Source organism: Occallatibacter sp. (assembly GCF_035317045.1).
Taxonomy (GTDB): domain Bacteria; phylum Acidobacteriota; class Terriglobia; order Terriglobales; family Acidobacteriaceae; genus Telmatobacter.
Window position 1 is genome coordinate 170,108 of the sequence record NZ_DATHHT010000018.1, and the last position, 18,410, is coordinate 188,517.

Genomic DNA, 18,410 nt, shown 5'->3' on the forward strand with positions numbered 1-18,410 from the left:
GGAGATTCGGCGAGATTCCGTCCGATCCCGGCCTCCTATTCCCTGTTCCCCAATCCCTGTTCTTCTCACATCTCATCAGCGGATGGGCCGTACATCCCGGGAACCTTCTTATCAAGCAGGCGCAGGTAGACGCCGAGTTGTGCACGGTGATGGACAAGGTGGTTGAGCACCCAGGTCCGCCAGACGTTGTACTTGGTGTCGTCAATCCAGGTCTGGTCGCCAGCAACGAACTTCCAGTTTGAATCCCATTTGGCGGGCGTCATGGCTGCCAGCGCAGGTTTGGCCTCCGCCACCTGCTTGTCAAAGCGCGCCAGCAGTTCTTTCTTGGTTTTCGGGGTTTCGGATTTCATGTCGGGAGACCAATCGAGCCGATCGGTAGTAAGGGTGTGAACAGCCCAATCACCGGTCGTGTCGCTGACGTGGCCAGCAAGACCGCCCAGCGCGGCAGACTTGGCATGGGGTTTCCAGGCGAAATCGGCGTCATCGGGAATAGCCTCGAGGATTTTCCGGGTGCTGGCAGCCTCGCGGTCGTACTCAGCAATAAGTTCCTTTTGAAAGTCCATGTTGCAACCTCCATGTTGCGAAAGTCAGCATAACTCATGTGCCTGTGAAAAGGCGAAGAAAAAGCGATAATTATCTAAGCTGGTTCTTTGCTGTTGTGAACAGGATTCCCGCTCGGCTGCACCGTTTCCGACATGACCGGCAAACCTGCCGCATCCCACGCCGCGAGACCCCCAGCGATTTCAGTCAGGTTAGTGATGCCGTGCTGGTGCAGGATGCTGACAGCGATAGACGACCGATAGCCGCCGGCGCAGTGCACCGCGACCCGTCGGTTGCGCGGCACTTCGTTGAGGCGCTCCTGAAGGTGATTGAGCGGCAAATTGACGCTACCCTTGATGTGCTTCATTTCCCATTCGCCGGGTCCGCGGACGTCCAGCAGAAAAGGCGGGTCACCGGTCTCCAGTTCCTCAGCCGCGATGAGAACGCCTGTGCGCTCCGTTGGCCAGACGAGGTCGGGCCGGTCGGCGAGCGCGGCCATGCCACCACGCAGGTAGCCCATTATGTGATCGAACCCAATCCTGCCAAGGCGTAGAGCAGCTTCCTGCTCGCGGCCCGGCTCGGCAACGATCAAAATCGGCTTGGCGCGATCGAGGATCGTGCCTGCCCACGTCGCGTACTGTCCACCGAGGCCGATGTTGATGCTTCCCGCGAGATGGCCCTTGGCGTATTCGGCCGGGTCCCGCACGTCGAGAATCTGTGCCCCCTTATCTCCGAGTTGAAGAACCTCGTCGAGTTCGACCGGCTTTAGACCTTCCTCGAGTGCCTTATCGAGTGTGGCGCGTTCCCGCGTGTTAAGGATGGCATCGTATGTGAAGTAGGGGGGTGCGTCAGGCTGGTCCGCGGTCACGAGCCGGACGAATTCTTCCTTGCTCATCGGCTTGAGCGCGTAGTTGAAGCGGCGCTGATCGCCGAGCGTCGACACCGTGTCAGACGAAAGGTTCTTGCCGCAGAGCGAACCTGCTCCGTGTGCCGGATAGACAAGCACTTCGTCGGGCAACGGAAGCAGCTTGCTATGCAGTGAGTCATAGAGGTGGCCGCCAAGTTCATTCGCAGTCCAGCCCAGGGAGGCACGCAGGTCAGGCCGCCCTACGTCGCCAATGAAGAGGGTGTCCCCGGTGAGCACGGCGAACGGTTTCGCTTTGTCTTTGACGAGATCGAATACAAGAATCGAGATGGACTCGATCGTATGACCGGGCGTATGCAGCACCTGCAGACGCATGCCCGGAAACTCGAGCGTGTCGCCATCATTCATCGGAACGAAAGCGTATTCCGCCTGCGCGCGTGAGCCAAGGTGAATTTTGGCGCCACATGCATCGCGCAACTCGAGGTGTCCTGCCACAAAGTCCGCGTGAAAGTGCGACAAAAAAACATGCCGGATCTGCAGCCCGAATTTCTCGGCGTCCGCAACATACTGTTGGATATCGCGCTGCGGGTCGACCACCACCGCGATGCCGCTCTGTTCGTCGCCAAGCAGGTACGAGGCATGCGCGAGGCAACCGAGATAATACTGTTTCAGGATCATGGGCTCCTGCGAGTCTAGCACCGGCTTTTCGCAGCGGTCAGCATGAATCTCAGGGCTATTTCGGCGAAGTGTCTGGAAGAGCGAATGCCACATAGACTCCGCCTTGCGGAGCGCTGGGTGTGCGCGCATTGCTCGCAGCGATCACGACGTACTGGCGGCCGTCGATCATGTACGTCGAGGGCGTAGCCACGCCGGCGAAAGGCAGATCGGCCTGCCAAAGCAATTTGCCGTCGCGGGTATTGAAGGCGCGCAACTTGTGATCGTAGACTGTGGCACCGATAAAGAGCACGCCGCTCGCAGTCACCACAGGGCCGCCGTAGTTCTCAGTGCCGGTGTTCGTCATTCCCTTCTCCGCGAGCGCGGGGTAATTCCCGAGCGGAACTTTCCAGAGATACCTGCCGGTTTTGAGATCGATGGCATTCAGCGTTCCCCACGGCGGCGCGATGGCCGGGTAACCGTCGGGGTCAAGAAACTTGCGGTAGCCGGTGAAGATGTACTTATTCGACCACTCTTCCGGATTTGCCTCCTGCGGCTTCACGGCCGGAGCGACTGCGAGGAAACGGAGCAGAGCTTCGAGTTCAGAGCCTTTCACATCCATCGCGGGCATCTGGTTCTTGCCCTTCTGAATGATGTCGGTGGTTTGCGCCGCGTTCATGCGTGCGCCAAGGCCAACGAGAGGCGGCGATGGTGCGACCCCTTCGAGGTGATCGCCGTGGCAGGCTGCGCACTCCTCGCTGTAGGCCTTCGCGCCCGCCGGATCGGTTGCTGTCTTGGCAGTGCTTTCGGCTGCAGGAGCAGCCTGCAATTCCTTCGGCGGGGCAGCCGCACCTGCACTGCGGAGATAGGAGACGAGGGCATTGAGACGTTTGCCTTCGATATTCGGAAACGACGGCATGCGCCCAACACCCTGGTGAATCTTGTCGATCACCTTATCGGCGGGCATGCGCTTTTCGATGTCGACCAGCGATGGAAAGGCCGGAGGCGCGCCGGCGCGATCGATGCCGTGGCACATGGCGCACTGGCTCTGATACACAGCTTCGCCGGGACTGCCTGCCTTGCTCGGGACCAGGCCGCCGGTCCAGGCCATCTCGGTCGCGTTGATGTAGATAACGGCATGTACAGGATCGATGGCGGGCCCGCCCCACTCCCCGCCGCCATCGAAGCCGGGAAGGATGATCGTCTGCTGCCCAACCGCGAAAGGATAGAACTGGCCACCGTTGCGAAAGGTGCGAAAGGTTTTGACGGCCCAGTCATGCGCTTCGGGCGTACGCGTGGTCAGAGTGTCTTCGGTCAGTTGCTGGCGCGCGTAGGGTTCGGGTGCATCAGGCTTGGGTTGTGTTGGGGAAGTCAATTCGCCGGGAACAGTGCTCGGCGGATACTTGAGCTCGTGGATCGGAAAGAGCGGCTCGCCGGTGATGCGGTTGAAGAGGTAGAGATATCCTTGCTTGGTGGTCTGCGCGATAGCGTCGATGCGCTTGCCGTTGTGCTCAACGCTGAAGAGTGCGGGAGGCGAGGGAAAATCGCGATCCCAGATGTCATGGTGCACTCCCTGGAAATGCCAGAGGCGCTTGCCTGTTTTGGTGTCGAGCGCGAGCAGCGAGTTGGCGTATAGGTCATTGCCGAGGCGATCGCCGCCATAGAAGTCCATCACCGCGGAACCGGTGGGTGCATAGAGGATGCCGTGTTCGGCATCGAGCGTCATGCCTGTCCAGTTGTTGGCCGCGCCTGCATTTTTGTAGGCATCCTTCGGCCATGTTTCATAGCCAGGCTCACCGGGCAGCGGAATGGTGTGGAAGACCCAGCGTAGTTGCCCCGTGCGCAGGTCGAAGGCCTGTATGTATCCGGGCGGTGCGGGATGCGCCTCGGGCTCGCGTCCGCCGACGATGATCATGTCCTTGTAAATGACGCCCGGCGTGGTGAGCGCAATCGAGAGAGCGCTGAAGTCCGTTTTCAAACCGTCGATCACGAGGCCTTTCCTCAGATCGATGTGGCCGTTCTCACCGAAGCTCGTGATGACCTTGCCGGTCTCGGCGTCGAGGCAAAACAGGAAGTTCATCACCCCGGCATAGATACGACCGCGCTGGCCGTCGTTCCAGTAGGTAACGCCGCGCGCAGGCTGGCCGGCAACGATGCCGGAGTCGAACTTCCACTTCAATTTGCCGTTGACGGCGTCGAGCGCGATGACTTCGGTCTTCGGCGTATAGGCGTAAAGTGTGCGGCCCACGATGAGTGGGTTTGTCTGGATTGCGCCCTGTTCACCGGTATCGTAGCTCCATGCCTGCTGGAGCAGGTGCACGTTGTCGCGGTTGATCTGGGTCAGCTTTGAGTAGTGATCCCCATCGAGCCCTCCGTTGTAGACGGGCCATCCGGTCTGCGACTGCGCGAGACAGATCGGCGCGGAAACAAATGCGACCAACGACAGAATTGCGGATTGAATTGCGAATCGGAGAATAGAAACAGGAAGCATTCGGATGGCGGGCCCAATCTGGCTCGGCTGGTCAAGAATACACGCTCGGGTGGCGCATGCGGACAGGCGGGTGAGGTTGCGCGTTGGGTGCGGAGTCGAGCAGCGGCATCAGCTCTGGGGTTTCCATTACACTCGAAATTCAGGAGGGCCAATGGACGCGAAGGAATTCCAGACTTTTGGACATCAAGTCGTGGATCTGTTGTCGGAATATTTTGAGAGCATCGAGGACAAGCCCGTTTTCCCAGATGCGGATCCGAAGTTCATCAATGGACTCTTTGAAGAGCCGTTGCCCGACAACCCTGAGCCCTTCGAAGAGCTATTGCAGGAACTCCAGAAGAAGCTTCTTCCCTATTGCACGCATGTTGGCCATCCCGGATATATGGGACTCATCACGCCGTCACCGAATCCGGTGGGAGTGATTGGGGACTTTATCTGCTCCGCGTTGAATCAGAATCTTGGCGTCTACTCGATCGGGCCTTCGGCGGTTGCGATGGAGAGACAGACCGTGCGCTGGCTTACGGATCTTGCAGGTTACGGCAAGCAGGCCGGAGGCAACCTGACAAGCGGCGGCATGATGGCCAACTTCATCGGGCTGAAGCTGGCCCGCGACTGGGCCTCGGGCGATCGCGCGCAACACGACGGCGTGCAGCATCGCTGGGCTATCTATGGTTCAGAAGAGCGACACGTCTCGGTCGACAAGGCAGTCGATGCCATCGGACTGGGACGAAACGCGTATCGGGCGATCCCCACCGACGTGGAGTTTCGCGTGCGTATCGACGCCCTCGAAGCCGCGATTGAGAAGGACAAGAGGGATGGAATCCGGCCAATGTGCATTGTGAGTATGTTTGGAACGACCAACACGGGAGCCGTCGATGATATCCGCACGCTTAGGAGGATCGCCGACCGGGAGGGCATGTGGCTCCACGCCGATGCAGCCTACGGAGGCGGAATGCTGCTATCGCGTGATTTCGCTCTGCATGGGGCTGGCCTTGAATTGGCGGATTCCATAACCATCGATCCGCACAAATGGTTCTATGCGCCGCTCGATGCGGGAGCCGTCCTGGTTAAGGATGAGAAGAGGCTGACGGCTTCTTTCGGTATGAAGCCGGCATATCTGACCGATGAGATGGAGGGCGCGAAGGAGCGGTACCAGTACTACGTGCATGGGTTCGAGCAATCGCGACGGTTCCGCAGCCTGAAGGTGTGGATGAGTTTCAAGCGGTATGGCGGGCGGCAGATTGGCGAGTGGATCGACAACAACGTGCGGCAGGCGCAACATCTTTACGCGCTGGCAAAGGATGATGCGGAGTTCGAAGCGGCAAGCAATCCACCCATGTCCGCGATTTGCATTCGGTATAAACCGGTACCCGAATCCGATGCGATGAGACTGCACGCGGACGTTGCGGAGCGCGTGGAGAAGAGCGGCAAATTCTGGATCGGAACAACAGAGTTGAAGGGAAAGATGTGGTTCCGGATCAATCCAGTGAACTTTCGGACGCGCGAGGAGCATATGGATCAGTTGCTGGCGTTGTTGCGAGAGGAGTGCCGATCGGTTGCAAAGGTCCAGGCCTGAAGGCCCTCTCCCCATCGGAAAGTGGTATTCAGCGGCCTGAAGGCCGCTGTTATCTCAGCTCAAAACAGGTCGCGTGTTTGGCAGGTCTTTCGACTCGGTGCGCTGCGCTCAAGATGACAACTCCTTATGGGCTGAAGTGAAGGGAAACTAGCCCTGCCGACGGGCCAGGAACCGCTCCATGAACTTCGTGTCGAATTTGCCCGCGCGGAAATCCTCATCCGCGAAGATCTCCTGGTGGAGCGAGATCGACGTGTCAATTCCCTGCACCACGAATTGCGAGAGCGCGCGCTCCATCTTGGCGATGGCCTCGGCGCGGTCGACACCGTGCACGATGAGCTTTGCGATGAGCGAATCGTAGTAAGGCGGCACCACGCCTTCGGCATATTGCGCGGTATCCACGCGGATGCCGTTGCCGCCGGGAACATTGAACGCTGTGATCTTGCCGGCTGACGGCGTGAACTTCACGGGGTGCTCGGCGTTGATGCGGCACTCGATGGAGTGGCCCTTCATCTCGATCTTTGAAGGCAGAATGGCGCTGAGACGCTCGCCGGATGCAATGCGTAGTTGCGCCTTCACCAAGTCGATCCCGGTAATGGCTTCTGTGATCGGGTGCTCCACCTGGATGCGCGTGTTCATCTCAATGAAGTAGAGCTTGCCGTCCTCGTCCATGAGGAACTCGACAGTGCCGGCATTCTGGTAGCCGATTTCGGTGAGGCAATGGCACAGAGTCTTGCTGATCTCCTCGCGCATCTTAGGTGTGACCTGCAGCGAAGGTGCCTCTTCGATCAGTTTCTGATGGCGGCGCTGGATCGAGCACTCGCGCTCGAACAGGGTTGTGACATGGCCGTGTTCGTCAGCGAGGATCTGGAACTCGATGTGGCGCGGCTGCTCAATGAACTTTTCCATGTACAGTTCGCCGTTGCCGAAGGCGTTGGCGGCTTCAGTGGATGCGGCATGGAATAAGTTGGGCAGTTCCTCGTTGGTGCGCACGATGCGCATGCCGCGTCCACCACCGCCGGACTTGGCTTTGAGGATGACGGGATAGCCGATGTCCCGGGCGACATCCTGGGCTTCTTCGGCGGTGGCGAGCACGCCATCGGAACCGGGGAGGATGGGAACTTTGGCTTCCTTCATCGCCTGCCGGGCCTTTTCTTTTTCGCCCATCAGGCGTGTCACTTCGGGTGGCGGTCCGATGAACTTGATATTGGACGCACGGCAGACTTCGGCGAAGTTCGCGTTCTCACTGAGGAGCCCGTAGCCGGGATGGATCGCATCAACGTTCGCAATTTCTGCGGCAGAGATGACGGCAGGCACGTTGAGATAGCTATCGGCGGGGCGCGGCGGACCGATGCAGATCGCTTCATCGGCAAAGCGTACGTGAAGCGAATTGCGATCGGCCTCACTATAAACGGCGACAGTACGAATTCCGAGTTCGCGGCACGCATTCAGCACGCGCAGAGCGATTTCACCGCGATTGGCAACCAAGACCTTACGAAACATTGAGAACCTTAAAAATCAGGGGTAGCAAAGTTAGCGGAGTCAGGAACTGCCGATTCAATCAAAGAGCATTATTGCTTTGGGATGCTTTTGCGCGCTAACACCGCTAACTCCGCTGGCGGTGTTCGCTCCGCTGTTGTTTTAACCTTCGCGAATCGAGAACAGGGGCTGACCAAACTCGATGGGCTGGCCGTTGCTGATGAAGCATTTCACCACTTCGCCCGAAGCGTCGGCTTCGATCTCATTCATCAGCTTCATGGCTTCAACAATGCAGATCACCTGGCCCTTTTCAACCCGATCGCCGGGCGAGACAAAGGGCGATGCGCCTGGTGATGGCGAGCCGTAGTAAGTCCCGACGATGGGCGATTTGACGATGTGCAGGCCTGCATCGGGATCGGCAGGTGCGGCCGGAACTGCGGCGGGCTGTGCCGCTGGAGACGCTGTGGCCGGCGGGGCCGCGGCTACCAGCCGGGCCAGGTCGGCAACGCTGGCAGCGGGCGCCACAGCCTGCGAAAATTTCAGCCGGATCTTGATATCGCCGCGCTCGAGGTCGAATTCGGCAACCTGATATTTTTTGAGGAACTCGATCAGTTCTTGAAGATCCTTGATGTCCTGTGGTTTCATTCGTTCCTTTTGCCTGCGCACAATTGCGCGTCAACGAGTCAAAGTTCGATCAGAGCCTTGGGCGCCGGCGTAAGCACCTGGCCACCGGATTGCGTCACGGCCACCATGTCTTCAATGCGAATGCCGAACTTGCCCGGCCAATACACTCCGGGTTCAATGGTAACAACCATGCCCGTCTGCAACCTTGTCTTCTGTCCCGCCCCCACTCGCGGCGACTCGTGGATCTCCAATCCGACTCCATGGCCAGTCGAATGCGAAAATGCATCCGCCATTCCCGCCTCGCGGAGGATGCTGCGCGCCGCCTCGTCCACTTCCGCGCAACTAACGCCGGCGGCCACGGCGGAAACCGCTCTCTCCTGCGCTTCCAGTACTGCTTCGTAAGCGGTTCGTTCTTCTGCCTTTGGCTTGCCCAGGCAGACAGTACGGGTCATGTCGGAGCAGTAGCCCTCCCGGATTATACCGAAGTCGAGGGTTACGAACCCTCTGCGCGGCACCTGAGCGGTCGATGCCTTTCCGTGCGGCATTGCGGAACGTTCTCCGGAGGCAACGATCGTTTCGAAGCTCATGCCCTCCGCACCGTGGAGTCGCGCCTGGTATTCGAGTTCCGCGGCAATATCGACCTCGCGAATACCGGGCCGGATCATGGTGAGAATATGCTCGAAGAGTTCGCAGCCGACCAATGCTGCCTGCGACATCAGCTTCAGTTCATCTTCGTCCTTGACGAGACGCAGCGGTTCAATCATGGGAGCGCCAAGAGCGGTGAGAAAGGTTCGGCGCAGTTTTGACGGCAACTCGGCGCGGAAGCGGGTGAGTTCGGCGACCGTGGTGTGGGTCGGATCGAAGCCGGCGAACTCGGCGCCGGGTTGTGCGGCCAGCCATTGCACCGCCGCGATGGCGGACGGGCCGCTAACAATCTCAACCTGTGCTCCCTGCACCTGCGCGTTAGCCTGCGTTTTGTAACGCCCGTCAGTGAATAGGCGTGCGCTGCGCCGCGTAATGGCAAGGGCAGCGCTGGAGCCGGTGAATCCCGAGAGATAGCGAACATCGGAAAGATGGGTGACAAGCAGGCTGGAAAGACCAGCCTTCGTTATGCGGCGACGCAACATCCCGATTCTGCGTGCGTGATCCATCCGGAAAGGTATATCACGGCGCCCTTGCACCTCAAATACCTCGCGCGTTGCACGATCTCAGTCGGGAAAATAGATTGTGATTGTTCCGTCGTTATTGTCGGCAGCAATGATTTCGCTGCGGTTGTCTTTGGTCAGCTTCGCAATCGCGATGCCGCCCCACCCGCCCTTTGCAGGGATCGGGAATGAGGTGAACCGCCCTTGAGCATCTGGCACGAACAACATCAATTCCCTGTTTTCCGCGCACGCAACCGCGATCACGATTTTGCCGCTGCCAAGATCGCCGGCAGTCACACCATTGGCTCCTCGGCATTCGCCTAACGGAAGTGGCGATCCGGACATGGGCGAAAACGATCCGTGACCGTTTCCGAGTAGCACGGTCACTCCGTTTTCAGAGGCACTGCTAATGTCGCGCTGATAGGGAATGGTGATGAGGTCCGCATTTCCATCATGATTGACGTCATCGACGAACACCTGCCACGGTTTGGCTCCAGCCGCGAAGGGCGAGCCATGTGCTTCAGCGAATCCGCCTTTTCCATCGCCGAGCAGAATTGAAACCGTCCCGTCATCGAGATTTGTCGTAACGATGTCGGGATGTCCGTCGCGATTGAAGTCTGCAGTGCGCAACCGCTCATAGGGCCGATGACCCACCGGAAAGAAGTGGCCCGGCAGGCGAAGTCCACCTTTGCCGTTGCCTGACAGCAACTCGATTTGATTGGAGCCCCAGCTGTCTGTTGCTACATCCTGTTTGCCGTCGCCGTCGAAATCCGCCGCAGCTACACCGTGGGGATGTGGATTCGAGTGAACATCAAAAGGCGAGCCGGGTGCAGGCGCAAATTTTCCTGTCCCGTCTCCAAGAAGAATCGTGAGATAGGGGGACTGATGATTGGCAATCACCAAATCCAGGTTCCCGTCTCCGTTCATATCTGCGACGGCGATGTCGTTCGGAAGATGCCCTGCAGCAACAGGTGACCCAGACGCGTTATGAAAAATGCCCTTCCCGTCGCCCAATAGAACGCTGACGCTGCCTGCATCCGCATTGGCCACGAGAATATCGCGATTTCCGTCGTCATTCACATCCGCGACAGCAATCCAGCGCGGCCCGCGATCGACGTGAATGGAGACTTGGTGGAATTGGGGAGTTCGGGAGGCTGAGTCGCCTGAGAGGAAGCCCAGTACGACAATCAGAGTTGTCGCCAAAACGATCTTCACGGGACTTGTCCTCCCTTGAAGGCGACCACATCACGCGCCCCGGTTACATCGCGGGCTTGACGGGCTTCTTCATCTCCGGATTGAACTCGGCAGCCTGGATTTCCGACTGGCGGTCCATCCACTCATCGAGGCGCGAGCGCTTGAAGCGCCAGCGATTCCCCAGCTTGAAAGCCGGGACAAATCCCTCCGAGGCGTACTTGTAGAGAGTGTCGGGGGAGATGCCTAGGTAGTCCGACGCCTGGCGTATATCCATCACTTCGCGGATTTCAGGGACAAGGAGGTTGGATCGAGCGGCGGAGCTTCGCATGACTGGCACCCCAGGCGGGATTCCGGCAGGAGAGCCGGTGTCCCTGTTTATATCGCGGTTTTGCCTGGCAATTCAAGGGTTTTTCGGGGATTCTCCGCGTATTGCCCGGTACCGATGGGTGCTAACCGCTTCAGGACGTGATTGTTAGGCCGGGAAACCGCAACCTGTGGTGTTTGCCGGATGAGCCGCACCCTAAGGGTTGGACCGGTGAACCAGATGGTGCCCGCCGGCAGCCGAAGCATCAACCCGAGCCCTCACTAACGCTCTTTTGGTTTTTCTCCAGGAGAAGAGCGCTTACGGCGGTCGACGTACAACTGCTCGATGTTCCTCGCCACCGTATTCGCCCCGACCTCGTCGCCTGCGGCCTGGAAGGCGGGTTCCGCTTGCTCGTAAAGCTCAAGGGCGCGCTGTCCGTCACCCAGGTGCGAGTAAGCGGTGCCCATATTGTTCAAGGTGGTTGCTTCGCCTTTTTTGTCGCCCAATTGACGCTGGATCGCGAGGGCCTGTTGAAACGGATCAAGTGCCTTCCTGGTTTCTCCGAATGCGTTATAAGTTCCGCCAATGTTATTCAGTGCATTGGCTTCACCGGAGAGATTCATGCCTGAGTGATACATTTCGCATGCTTTGAGAAATGCATCGAGCGCTTTCTTCTTGTCCTTCGACGCGTAGTAGACAAGGCCTATATTGTTGAGCACCGCGGCTTGGCCGTTGCGGTTGCCGGCCGTTTCGTACAACGGCAGGGCCTTCTGGTCGAAGTGCAATGCTTCGTCCTGATCGTTGAGCGCACGAAAGACTTCGCCAATATCGCCGAGAATTGCGGCTTCGTGATCTGAATTCCCCATCTTGTGCCAGATAGGGAGCGCCTGTTTGAAGGCGTCGAGCGCTTCCTCATTGCGACCAAGCGCGAAGTTCGCGGCGCCAATGTCGGACAGTGCTGTTGCTTCGGCGATCGGCTCATCGAGCTTGTGCACGATCGCGAACGTCCGCTGAAAATGCTTCAGGGCTTGAGCCGGGTTGCCGTGAGTGAAATACAGAGCGCCGATCGTGTCCAGTGCGAGCGCCTGGGCTTTCTGGTCGTTCGCGTCAATTGCTGCCATGAGATTCGCTTCAAGTCCGGCGAGGCTGATTTCGACTTCGGGAGCCAGTTGCATCGATGCTGAGCCGGCTGCAGGCGAGAGAGAGGACTCCTGTGCATGAGTTGGCTGGGCGAGTGCAAGAGAGCAGACAAGAATCGTTACAGCTGCGGTAGCTGCCGGCCGTGAGGCATGGGCGGGGGTGCGCATGGACCGACCTCCAGGACTCAGGTATGTTGCCCGCGACAAATGGAACTGTTGCGGGGCATAAATTCTGTGAGATTGGAGGAACTGTACCCCGGAAATCGAAGTGGATGCAATCGCATTCTGACTGAAAGTCGCTAATTTCCTGTCCCAGCGGTGGAAAAACAAGAACGCCGCCGAAGGTTCGGCGGCGTTTCTTCCCAGGAAGGAGTTCTGCTTTTATTGATTTTGATCGTCGCGGCGGTGAAGCGTTGGTCTGTCATCGCCGCTGTTGTCGCCGGCCTGGCCATTAGGGTTGGTGTTGGTATCGCCGGTGCTGGCGCGGCGCAGGCTGGGCTTGTTCTTGTCTTTGGTGTCAATCAGGCGGCGCTTGTTTTCGATCCGCGCGAGCCGGGCCTTCACGTCATCGAACTCCGACGTTGTGACCGTATACTCATCGCGCGCGGGCAATATCTTGGCTATCTCTTCCTGCGAGTGCAGGATGCGATCCGGAGTCTGGGGGTGGTCGGAGAAGGCTTTGGCCACCAGACCTGGTTTACGCTTCTCGAGTGCCTGCACCTTCTCAAAGAACGTGATGAAGGCCTGGGGATCGTAGCCCGAACGATACATGTACTGGATGCCCAGGAAGTCAGCCTGGGCCTCGAAGTCGCGTGAGAACTTGAGGAAGGTCATCGGAACCGCGAATTGCACGGCTTCATAGATACCATAGCCAGTCCAGCTATAGCCGGTCATCATGATCAGCGGGATGGTGCCGAGCTGCGCGTAGTTCATGCGCGTCTGCTCGCGCACGGCGTGGTGGGCGCAGACGTGGGCAATCTCGTGGGCCATGACGCCCGCGATTTCAGCTTCCTCGTCGGCATTCAGGATGAGGCCTGAATTCACGTAGAAAAAGCCGCCGGGAAGAGCCATCGCGTTGATTTCGTCCGAATCAATGACCTTGATCGTGAAGGGTACCTTGCAATCGGAGTTCTTGACGATGTTCTGGCCGATGCGGTTCACATACTCGGTGACAGTGGGATCGGTGATGAACTTCGTGCTCTTCTCGATCTCGGTGGCGTACATCTTGCCCATCTTGATCTCGGTGTCAGTGGAATACCAGTTGCCTAAGCCGCGCCCTCCAATGTCACGATTGCCCACGGCGCTCACGTCATCGATGCTGCCCGGCTTCACCTTGGTGGGATTGCTGCCCACATCGACCACTTTTTCGGGATCGACGTTGGCCGCGGCCACGTCCCCCTTGACGGGCTCGGTTCCTGCGGGGCAGGGATTGTCCTTATCCTTCTTTTTGTTTTTCTTATCCTTCTTGTCGCTTGTGTCATCAGACGGAACGCAATCGGGAGCGGCCGCGCTATCCTTCGGCGCAGGCGCTTTGCCGGTGTTGGCGTCGGGCTGGGCAGGCGTGTCGCCACCTACCGGGGTCGTGCCGGGAGAGGGCTTCGCCGAAGGGTCGGTTGCAGGCGGTGTTGTGGTCGCCGGGGGATTCGCTTGCGGGGTGGTCTGAGCCGGTGGGGCTGCCGTCGGGTCGCTCGCCGGCGTCGACTGAGGTGTGGATTGCGCGCTCACCGCGGTGGCCATGGCCAACGCCAATGCTGCGATAACTCCCGACCTGAAACTGCTGAATGCTGCCGTCATGACCTCACCTCTGGACCTGACTTCGTGACTTTTTGACTCGCCGGTTTGCACTGTTCATTGCGATGCAACTGCCCGTACTTCTGCCGCTTCGCTCTAGTCATTAGACGTTAGTATGCGCCGAGTTGGCAGCCGGGTTTACAACATTTTCGCAAGGGTAAACCCCGCCTCTGGTTCCCTGCCAATGCCGCGCTCGCCCGTCCCGGAGGGGTATCAGGTTGAAATTGGCCGAAAAGCCCACTTTGTTTGGGCCATCGTACCCCTCTGCATTAAATTGAAGAACACGAAGAATTTCTGGAGGAGATGTGCGCCGGGTATCGTTTTGGGCCATTGCCGTGTTCACGCTGGCTACGGTGCAAACCTTTGCGCTACAAACGCATCCGCGAGTGCCTTTTCCGGGATTCGGGCACGCGCGCAAGGCCGAGGTTCCCTCCAAACCAGAACAGGCTCCTTCGATTATCGATGCCTCCAGTCTTGGTTCACCACTCGTTCTCGACAGGGGCTGGCGGGTTGGAATCTCTGCTGATCCTGCGGCAGCAAACCCCGCTTTTGACGACTCCGGCTGGGCGGTTCGTAACGGAAAAGGCACTATCGCCGATGTAACCGAGCCGTCGGACGAACCTGACCATCCCGACCATCCTGACCGCGAGGACAAGTATGCATGGTTTCGGCTCCACTTGAAGCTTGAGCCGAACCATGGACCCCTCGCGCTGCTGATCGAGCTGCCAGTCACCCAAAGCGCCTCTATGAACTTTACGAATGCCGGCCCGGGTGCGGATGTCTATGCAAACGGAAAGTTGATTCTGCCGGAGGGTCCGCATCCGGGGGACAGCTTCAAATACCAGCAGATCTCGCGCCTTTACAACCTGGACATTCCTGCGTCGGAGACTTCGCTCACGCTTGCGGTTCGCACGCTTTACATCCCGTTTGGCCTTACCGGTTACACCAACTTCTTCTATAACCGGACTTTTCGTCTCGGCAACCGTGAAGATCTCGACAGGACACTTGAGCTCTGGTCGGTGCGGACGCTGTTTGAGCGGCTGCCGCGGCTGGTGATCGCGATCCTGCTCTTGTTCTTATCGGTCTTTCTGGTCACGCTCTTCTTCACCCAGAAAGGTCATCCTGAGTATCTGTGGCTGGCGCTTCACGAACTGGTGCAGGTACCGATCGGCATTATTGATCAGGCCGGAAGCTCGGCTCGTCTCGACAACATCTGGTACGGTGCGCTGTATCTTCAACTGCTTTTCATCTCCGCTTATCTGTATTTCGAATTTCTTGTGGCGTTTCTGGCGCTGAAGCGGCGCTGGTATATCAAGGGCCTGCGCTACTCGTCGCCCATTTTGGCTTTTATCGCTCCGACAATTCTGACGGTCGGGCATAACAAGGCAATCGGCGTTGTGCTCCTTATCGTATTTGTCTGCGCGATCTTCTGGATGATTGGCTGGGCAATCTTCGTCTTCCTGACCCTCATCGTTGCCACCATCAAACGCAACTTCGAAGCTGGTCTGCTGCTGATTCCCCTTGTGCTGACCATGGTGGGAATAGCGGAGCCGATCCTGACCGGCGGTATGGGCAACTTCGGGGGCGGCAGCTACAAGTCCCCGCTTACCATCCAGGCCGGACCCATTCCTATTCACTTCGCGGCAATCGCCGACTTTACCGGCTTGCTGGCGATTATCGTCATCATCTTCGTGCGCTTCCTCCGCATTCACCACGAGCAGGAGCGTGCCAGCGGTGAGCTGGCCGCGGCACGCAGCGTGCAGGAGCTGATGATTCCGCGCGAGAAGATCGAGACACCAGGGTACGAGGTGGACTCTGTGTACAACCCGGCGAATGAAGTGGGCGGAGACTTTTTCCATATCGAGCCGACATCGGACGGCGGATTGCTGGTGATCCTCGGCGATGTGGCAGGCCACGGCCTGCAGGCCGCAATGAATGTTTCCATGCTCATGGGCGCACTGCGCCGCTCTGAAGTGAAAAGCCCGTCGCGCATTCTCGAGTCGCTCAATCGCGTGCTGATCGGAAGCAGCTTTACGACCTGCCAGGTAGCTTGGTTCGGGCCCGACGGCGAGGTCGTTGTGGCAAATGCCGGGCATCTGCCGCCCTACCTGAACACGCAGGAGGTTCGCCTGCCGGGTGGCTTGCCGCTTGGCGTGATCTCCGATGTGACCTACGACGAGGTGCGACTCTACCTGCATCCGGGCGACAGGCTGCTGATGATGTCGGACGGTGTGGTCGAAGCAAGGCTTGGATCGGGTGAATTGTTCGGCTTCGATCGCGTCCACAATCTCAGCAATCAATCGGCGTTTTATATTGCCGATGCAGCGAAAGCATTCGGACAGGAAGACGACATTACGGTCCTCACCATCCGGCGCCTGGCAAAGGCTATGGCGGCGTAGCAATCTGTTCGCCCTCGAAACCTCGACAAACAACGGCTCCTAAGCCGCGTGCATCGAAGCTCATAATGAGCCGAACGTTGCTGCCCGGTAAGCCCTTCCCCTTGGGATCGACTGCTCATCGAAAAGGCACGAACTTCGCCCTCTTCTCAGAAGGCGCGGAGCGCGTGGACGTGTGTTTCTACGACCCTGACGGCAATGAGACAGACTGCGTCAAGCTCATTGAAAGAACTGCATTCGTCTGGCACGGGTTTGTCAGCGGCATCAAGCCGGGACAGCTTTACAACTACCGCGTGTTTGGGCCGTGGGATCCCGAACACGGCGTACGCTTCAATCCGTCAAAATCGCTCATCGATCCCTACGCCAAGGCGATTGCGGGACAAGTTGACTGGAAGGCGCCGGTCTTTCCCTACGAGGTCGCTGCGGGCGACCAGCTCAAAATCGACGGGCAGGACAGCGCACGTGGAGTGCCGAAGTCAGTCGTGATTCACGATCCATTCGACTGGTCGGACGATCTCCGACCGGAAACTCCGCTGCCGGACTCCGTGATCTACGAAATGCACGTGAAGGGCTTCAGCTTCCGGAATCCCGACATTCCCGAAAACCTTCGCGGCACCTACGCGGGACTCGCGCATCCGGCCAGCATCGAGTACCTCAAGAATCTCGGCATTACCGCGGTCGAGCTGCTGCCCATCCACGACTTCATCGATGAAGGGAATCTCGTCGAGAAGGGGCTCAGCGACTACTGGGGCTACAACACGCTGGGATACTTCGCGCCCACAGCGCGCTATTGTTCCTGCGGCGACCGCGGCGGCCAGGTGCGCGAATTCAAGGAGATGGTGAAGGCGCTGCATGCGGCAGGCATCGAGGTGATTCTCGACGTGGTCTACAACCACACCTGCGAAGGAAATCATATGGGGCCGGCGCTAAGTTGGAAAGGCATCGACAACCTGACGTACTACCGAGTCATGCAGGACGATGCGCAGTTCTACATGGACTATACCGGCACCGGTAATTCGCTGAATGTGCGCAATCCGCAAGTATTGAAGATGATTATGGACTCGCTGCGCTACTGGGTCACGCACATGCATGTGGATGGGTTTCGCTTTGATCTCGCGGCCACGCTGGCGCGCGAACTGCACGACGTGAGCAAGCTGTCGTCATTCTTCGATACGATCCATCAGGATCCGACGCTGGCCGAAGTGAAGCTGATCGCCGAGCCATGGGATGTGGGCGAAGGCGGATACCAGGTAGGCCAGTTCCCTGTTTTGTGGGCGGAATGGAACGGGAAATATCGCGACACTGTGCGCAGATTCTGGAAGGGCGATGCGGGGCAGCTGTCCGATTTTGCGTATCGGCTCACGGGATCGAGCGACCTCTACCAGTTCGACGGCCGGAAGCCCTATGCGAGCATCAACTTCATTACTGCGCACGATGGATTCACACTGTGCGATCTGGTGAGCTACAACGAGAAGCATAACGAGGCCAACGGCGAGGAGAATCGCGACGGATCAGACAACAACGACTCGTGGAACATGGGAGTCGAGGGACCGACAGATGACCCTGCGGTCAATACTCTCCGCGAAAGGCAGATGCGGAACTTTTTGACAACGCTGTTGCTGTCGCAGGGAGTGCCGATGCTGGCCGGCGGAGATGAAGTGGCGCGCTCCCAGATGGGCAACAACAACTGCTACTGCCAGGACAATGAACTGACGTGGATGGATTGGAATCTCGACGAGAGCCGCAAGCGCCTTCGCGAATTTACCTGCCATATCATCAAGCTTCGCCTCGCGCATCCTAATCTGCACCGGCGGAAGTTCTTTCAAGACCGTGAAGTTCGCAGGCGCTCAGACGGCTCGGTTGTGCTTTTGGAGAAGGATGCGGCGTGGATCAATCCAGACGGCAACGAAGTATCGGACGAGGAATGGAACGCAAGCTGGACACGGGCCATAGCCCTGCTCCTCAACGGCTGCACCCTTCAGGTGTCCGATGAGGATGGTGAGTGGATCATCGACGACAGCTTTCTGCTACTGATTAATGCCGCTGATCAGGGAGTTGAATTCAAACTGCCTCAGTCGCCGAGAGGGAAGCCATGGCGCCAGGTGATCGATACCGAAAACATTGCCGATCCGTTTGCGAATACGTCCGTCCGCGCTTCGGTGATCGTGGGGGGCCGAGCGCTGAAACTCCTCAGCGACGCAGAACTCTGATGGGGGAA

At 58.5% G+C, this 18,410-nt stretch carries 13 protein-coding genes; 3 read left to right on the top strand and 10 right to left on the bottom strand.

Annotation, left to right across the window (positions count from 1 at the left end):
* Nucleotides 1-65: 65 nt before the first annotated feature.
* From VK574_RS07955 to VK574_RS07965, 3 genes are all read right to left on the bottom strand, one after another.
* Entirely contained in the window at nucleotides 66-563 is a 498-nt protein-coding gene (locus VK574_RS07955) for a DinB family protein (RefSeq protein ID WP_472799301.1), read from the bottom strand.
* Between the two features lie 74 nt (nucleotides 564-637).
* Complete coding sequence (locus VK574_RS07960) at nucleotides 638-2,083, bottom strand: MBL fold metallo-hydrolase (RefSeq protein WP_472799302.1); 1,446 nt, start codon at nucleotides 2,081-2,083, stop codon at nucleotides 638-640.
* Nucleotides 2,084-2,138: 55 nt separating this feature from the next.
* Entirely contained in the window at nucleotides 2,139-4,499 is a 2,361-nt protein-coding gene (locus VK574_RS07965) for a c-type cytochrome (RefSeq protein ID WP_472799303.1), read from the bottom strand.
* A 202-nt stretch (nucleotides 4,500-4,701) separates the two neighbouring features.
* Between VK574_RS07965 and VK574_RS07970 the strand changes: the two genes are divergently transcribed.
* The gene (locus VK574_RS07970) at nucleotides 4,702-6,123 is read left to right on the top strand and encodes a pyridoxal phosphate-dependent decarboxylase family protein (protein ID WP_472799304.1); all 1,422 of its coding nucleotides are present in this window, start codon (nucleotides 4,702-4,704) and stop codon (nucleotides 6,121-6,123) included.
* 147 nt (nucleotides 6,124-6,270) lie between these two features.
* Here VK574_RS07970 and accC read toward each other — a convergent pair whose 3' ends face one another.
* The 7 genes from accC to VK574_RS08005 all read right to left on the bottom strand — a co-directional run bounded on the left by accC (nucleotide 6,271) and on the right by VK574_RS08005 (nucleotide 13,799).
* Complete coding sequence (gene accC, locus VK574_RS07975; protein ID WP_472799305.1) at nucleotides 6,271-7,623, bottom strand: acetyl-CoA carboxylase biotin carboxylase subunit; 1,353 nt, start codon at nucleotides 7,621-7,623, stop codon at nucleotides 6,271-6,273.
* A gap of 138 nt (nucleotides 7,624-7,761) precedes the next feature.
* On the bottom strand, nucleotides 7,762-8,244 hold the full coding sequence (accB, locus tag VK574_RS07980) for an acetyl-CoA carboxylase biotin carboxyl carrier protein (RefSeq protein WP_472799306.1): 483 nt from the start codon (nucleotides 8,242-8,244) through the stop codon (nucleotides 7,762-7,764).
* 38 nt (nucleotides 8,245-8,282) lie between these two features.
* Nucleotides 8,283-9,350, bottom strand: a complete 1,068-nt coding sequence (locus VK574_RS07985; RefSeq protein WP_472799307.1) for a M24 family metallopeptidase — start codon at nucleotides 9,348-9,350, stop codon at nucleotides 8,283-8,285.
* 81 nt (nucleotides 9,351-9,431) lie between these two features.
* The gene (locus VK574_RS07990; RefSeq protein ID WP_472799308.1) at nucleotides 9,432-10,583 is read right to left on the bottom strand and encodes an FG-GAP repeat domain-containing protein; all 1,152 of its coding nucleotides are present in this window, start codon (nucleotides 10,581-10,583) and stop codon (nucleotides 9,432-9,434) included.
* Nucleotides 10,584-10,626: 43 nt separating this feature from the next.
* A complete protein-coding gene (locus tag VK574_RS07995; RefSeq protein WP_472799309.1) occupies nucleotides 10,627-10,890 on the bottom strand; it encodes a helix-turn-helix domain-containing protein in 264 nt (87 codons plus the stop codon).
* Between the two features lie 257 nt (nucleotides 10,891-11,147).
* Entirely contained in the window at nucleotides 11,148-12,173 is a 1,026-nt protein-coding gene (locus VK574_RS08000) for a tetratricopeptide repeat protein (RefSeq protein ID WP_472799310.1), read from the bottom strand.
* A 213-nt stretch (nucleotides 12,174-12,386) separates the two neighbouring features.
* Nucleotides 12,387-13,799: a M48 family metallopeptidase gene (locus VK574_RS08005; protein ID WP_472799311.1), complete on the bottom strand. Its 1,413-nt coding sequence runs from the start codon at nucleotides 13,797-13,799 to the stop codon at nucleotides 12,387-12,389.
* A gap of 302 nt (nucleotides 13,800-14,101) precedes the next feature.
* Between VK574_RS08005 and VK574_RS08010 the strand changes: the two genes are divergently transcribed.
* Nucleotides 14,102-16,195, top strand: a complete 2,094-nt coding sequence (locus VK574_RS08010) for a PP2C family protein-serine/threonine phosphatase (protein ID WP_472799312.1) — start codon at nucleotides 14,102-14,104, stop codon at nucleotides 16,193-16,195.
* 65 nt (nucleotides 16,196-16,260) lie between these two features.
* Nucleotides 16,261-18,402 carry a glycogen debranching protein GlgX gene (gene glgX / locus VK574_RS08015; RefSeq protein ID WP_472799313.1) on the top strand — a complete coding sequence of 714 codons (2,142 nt, stop codon included), beginning with the start codon at nucleotides 16,261-16,263 and terminating at the stop codon, nucleotides 18,400-18,402.
* Nucleotides 18,403-18,410 lie beyond the last annotated feature (8 nt).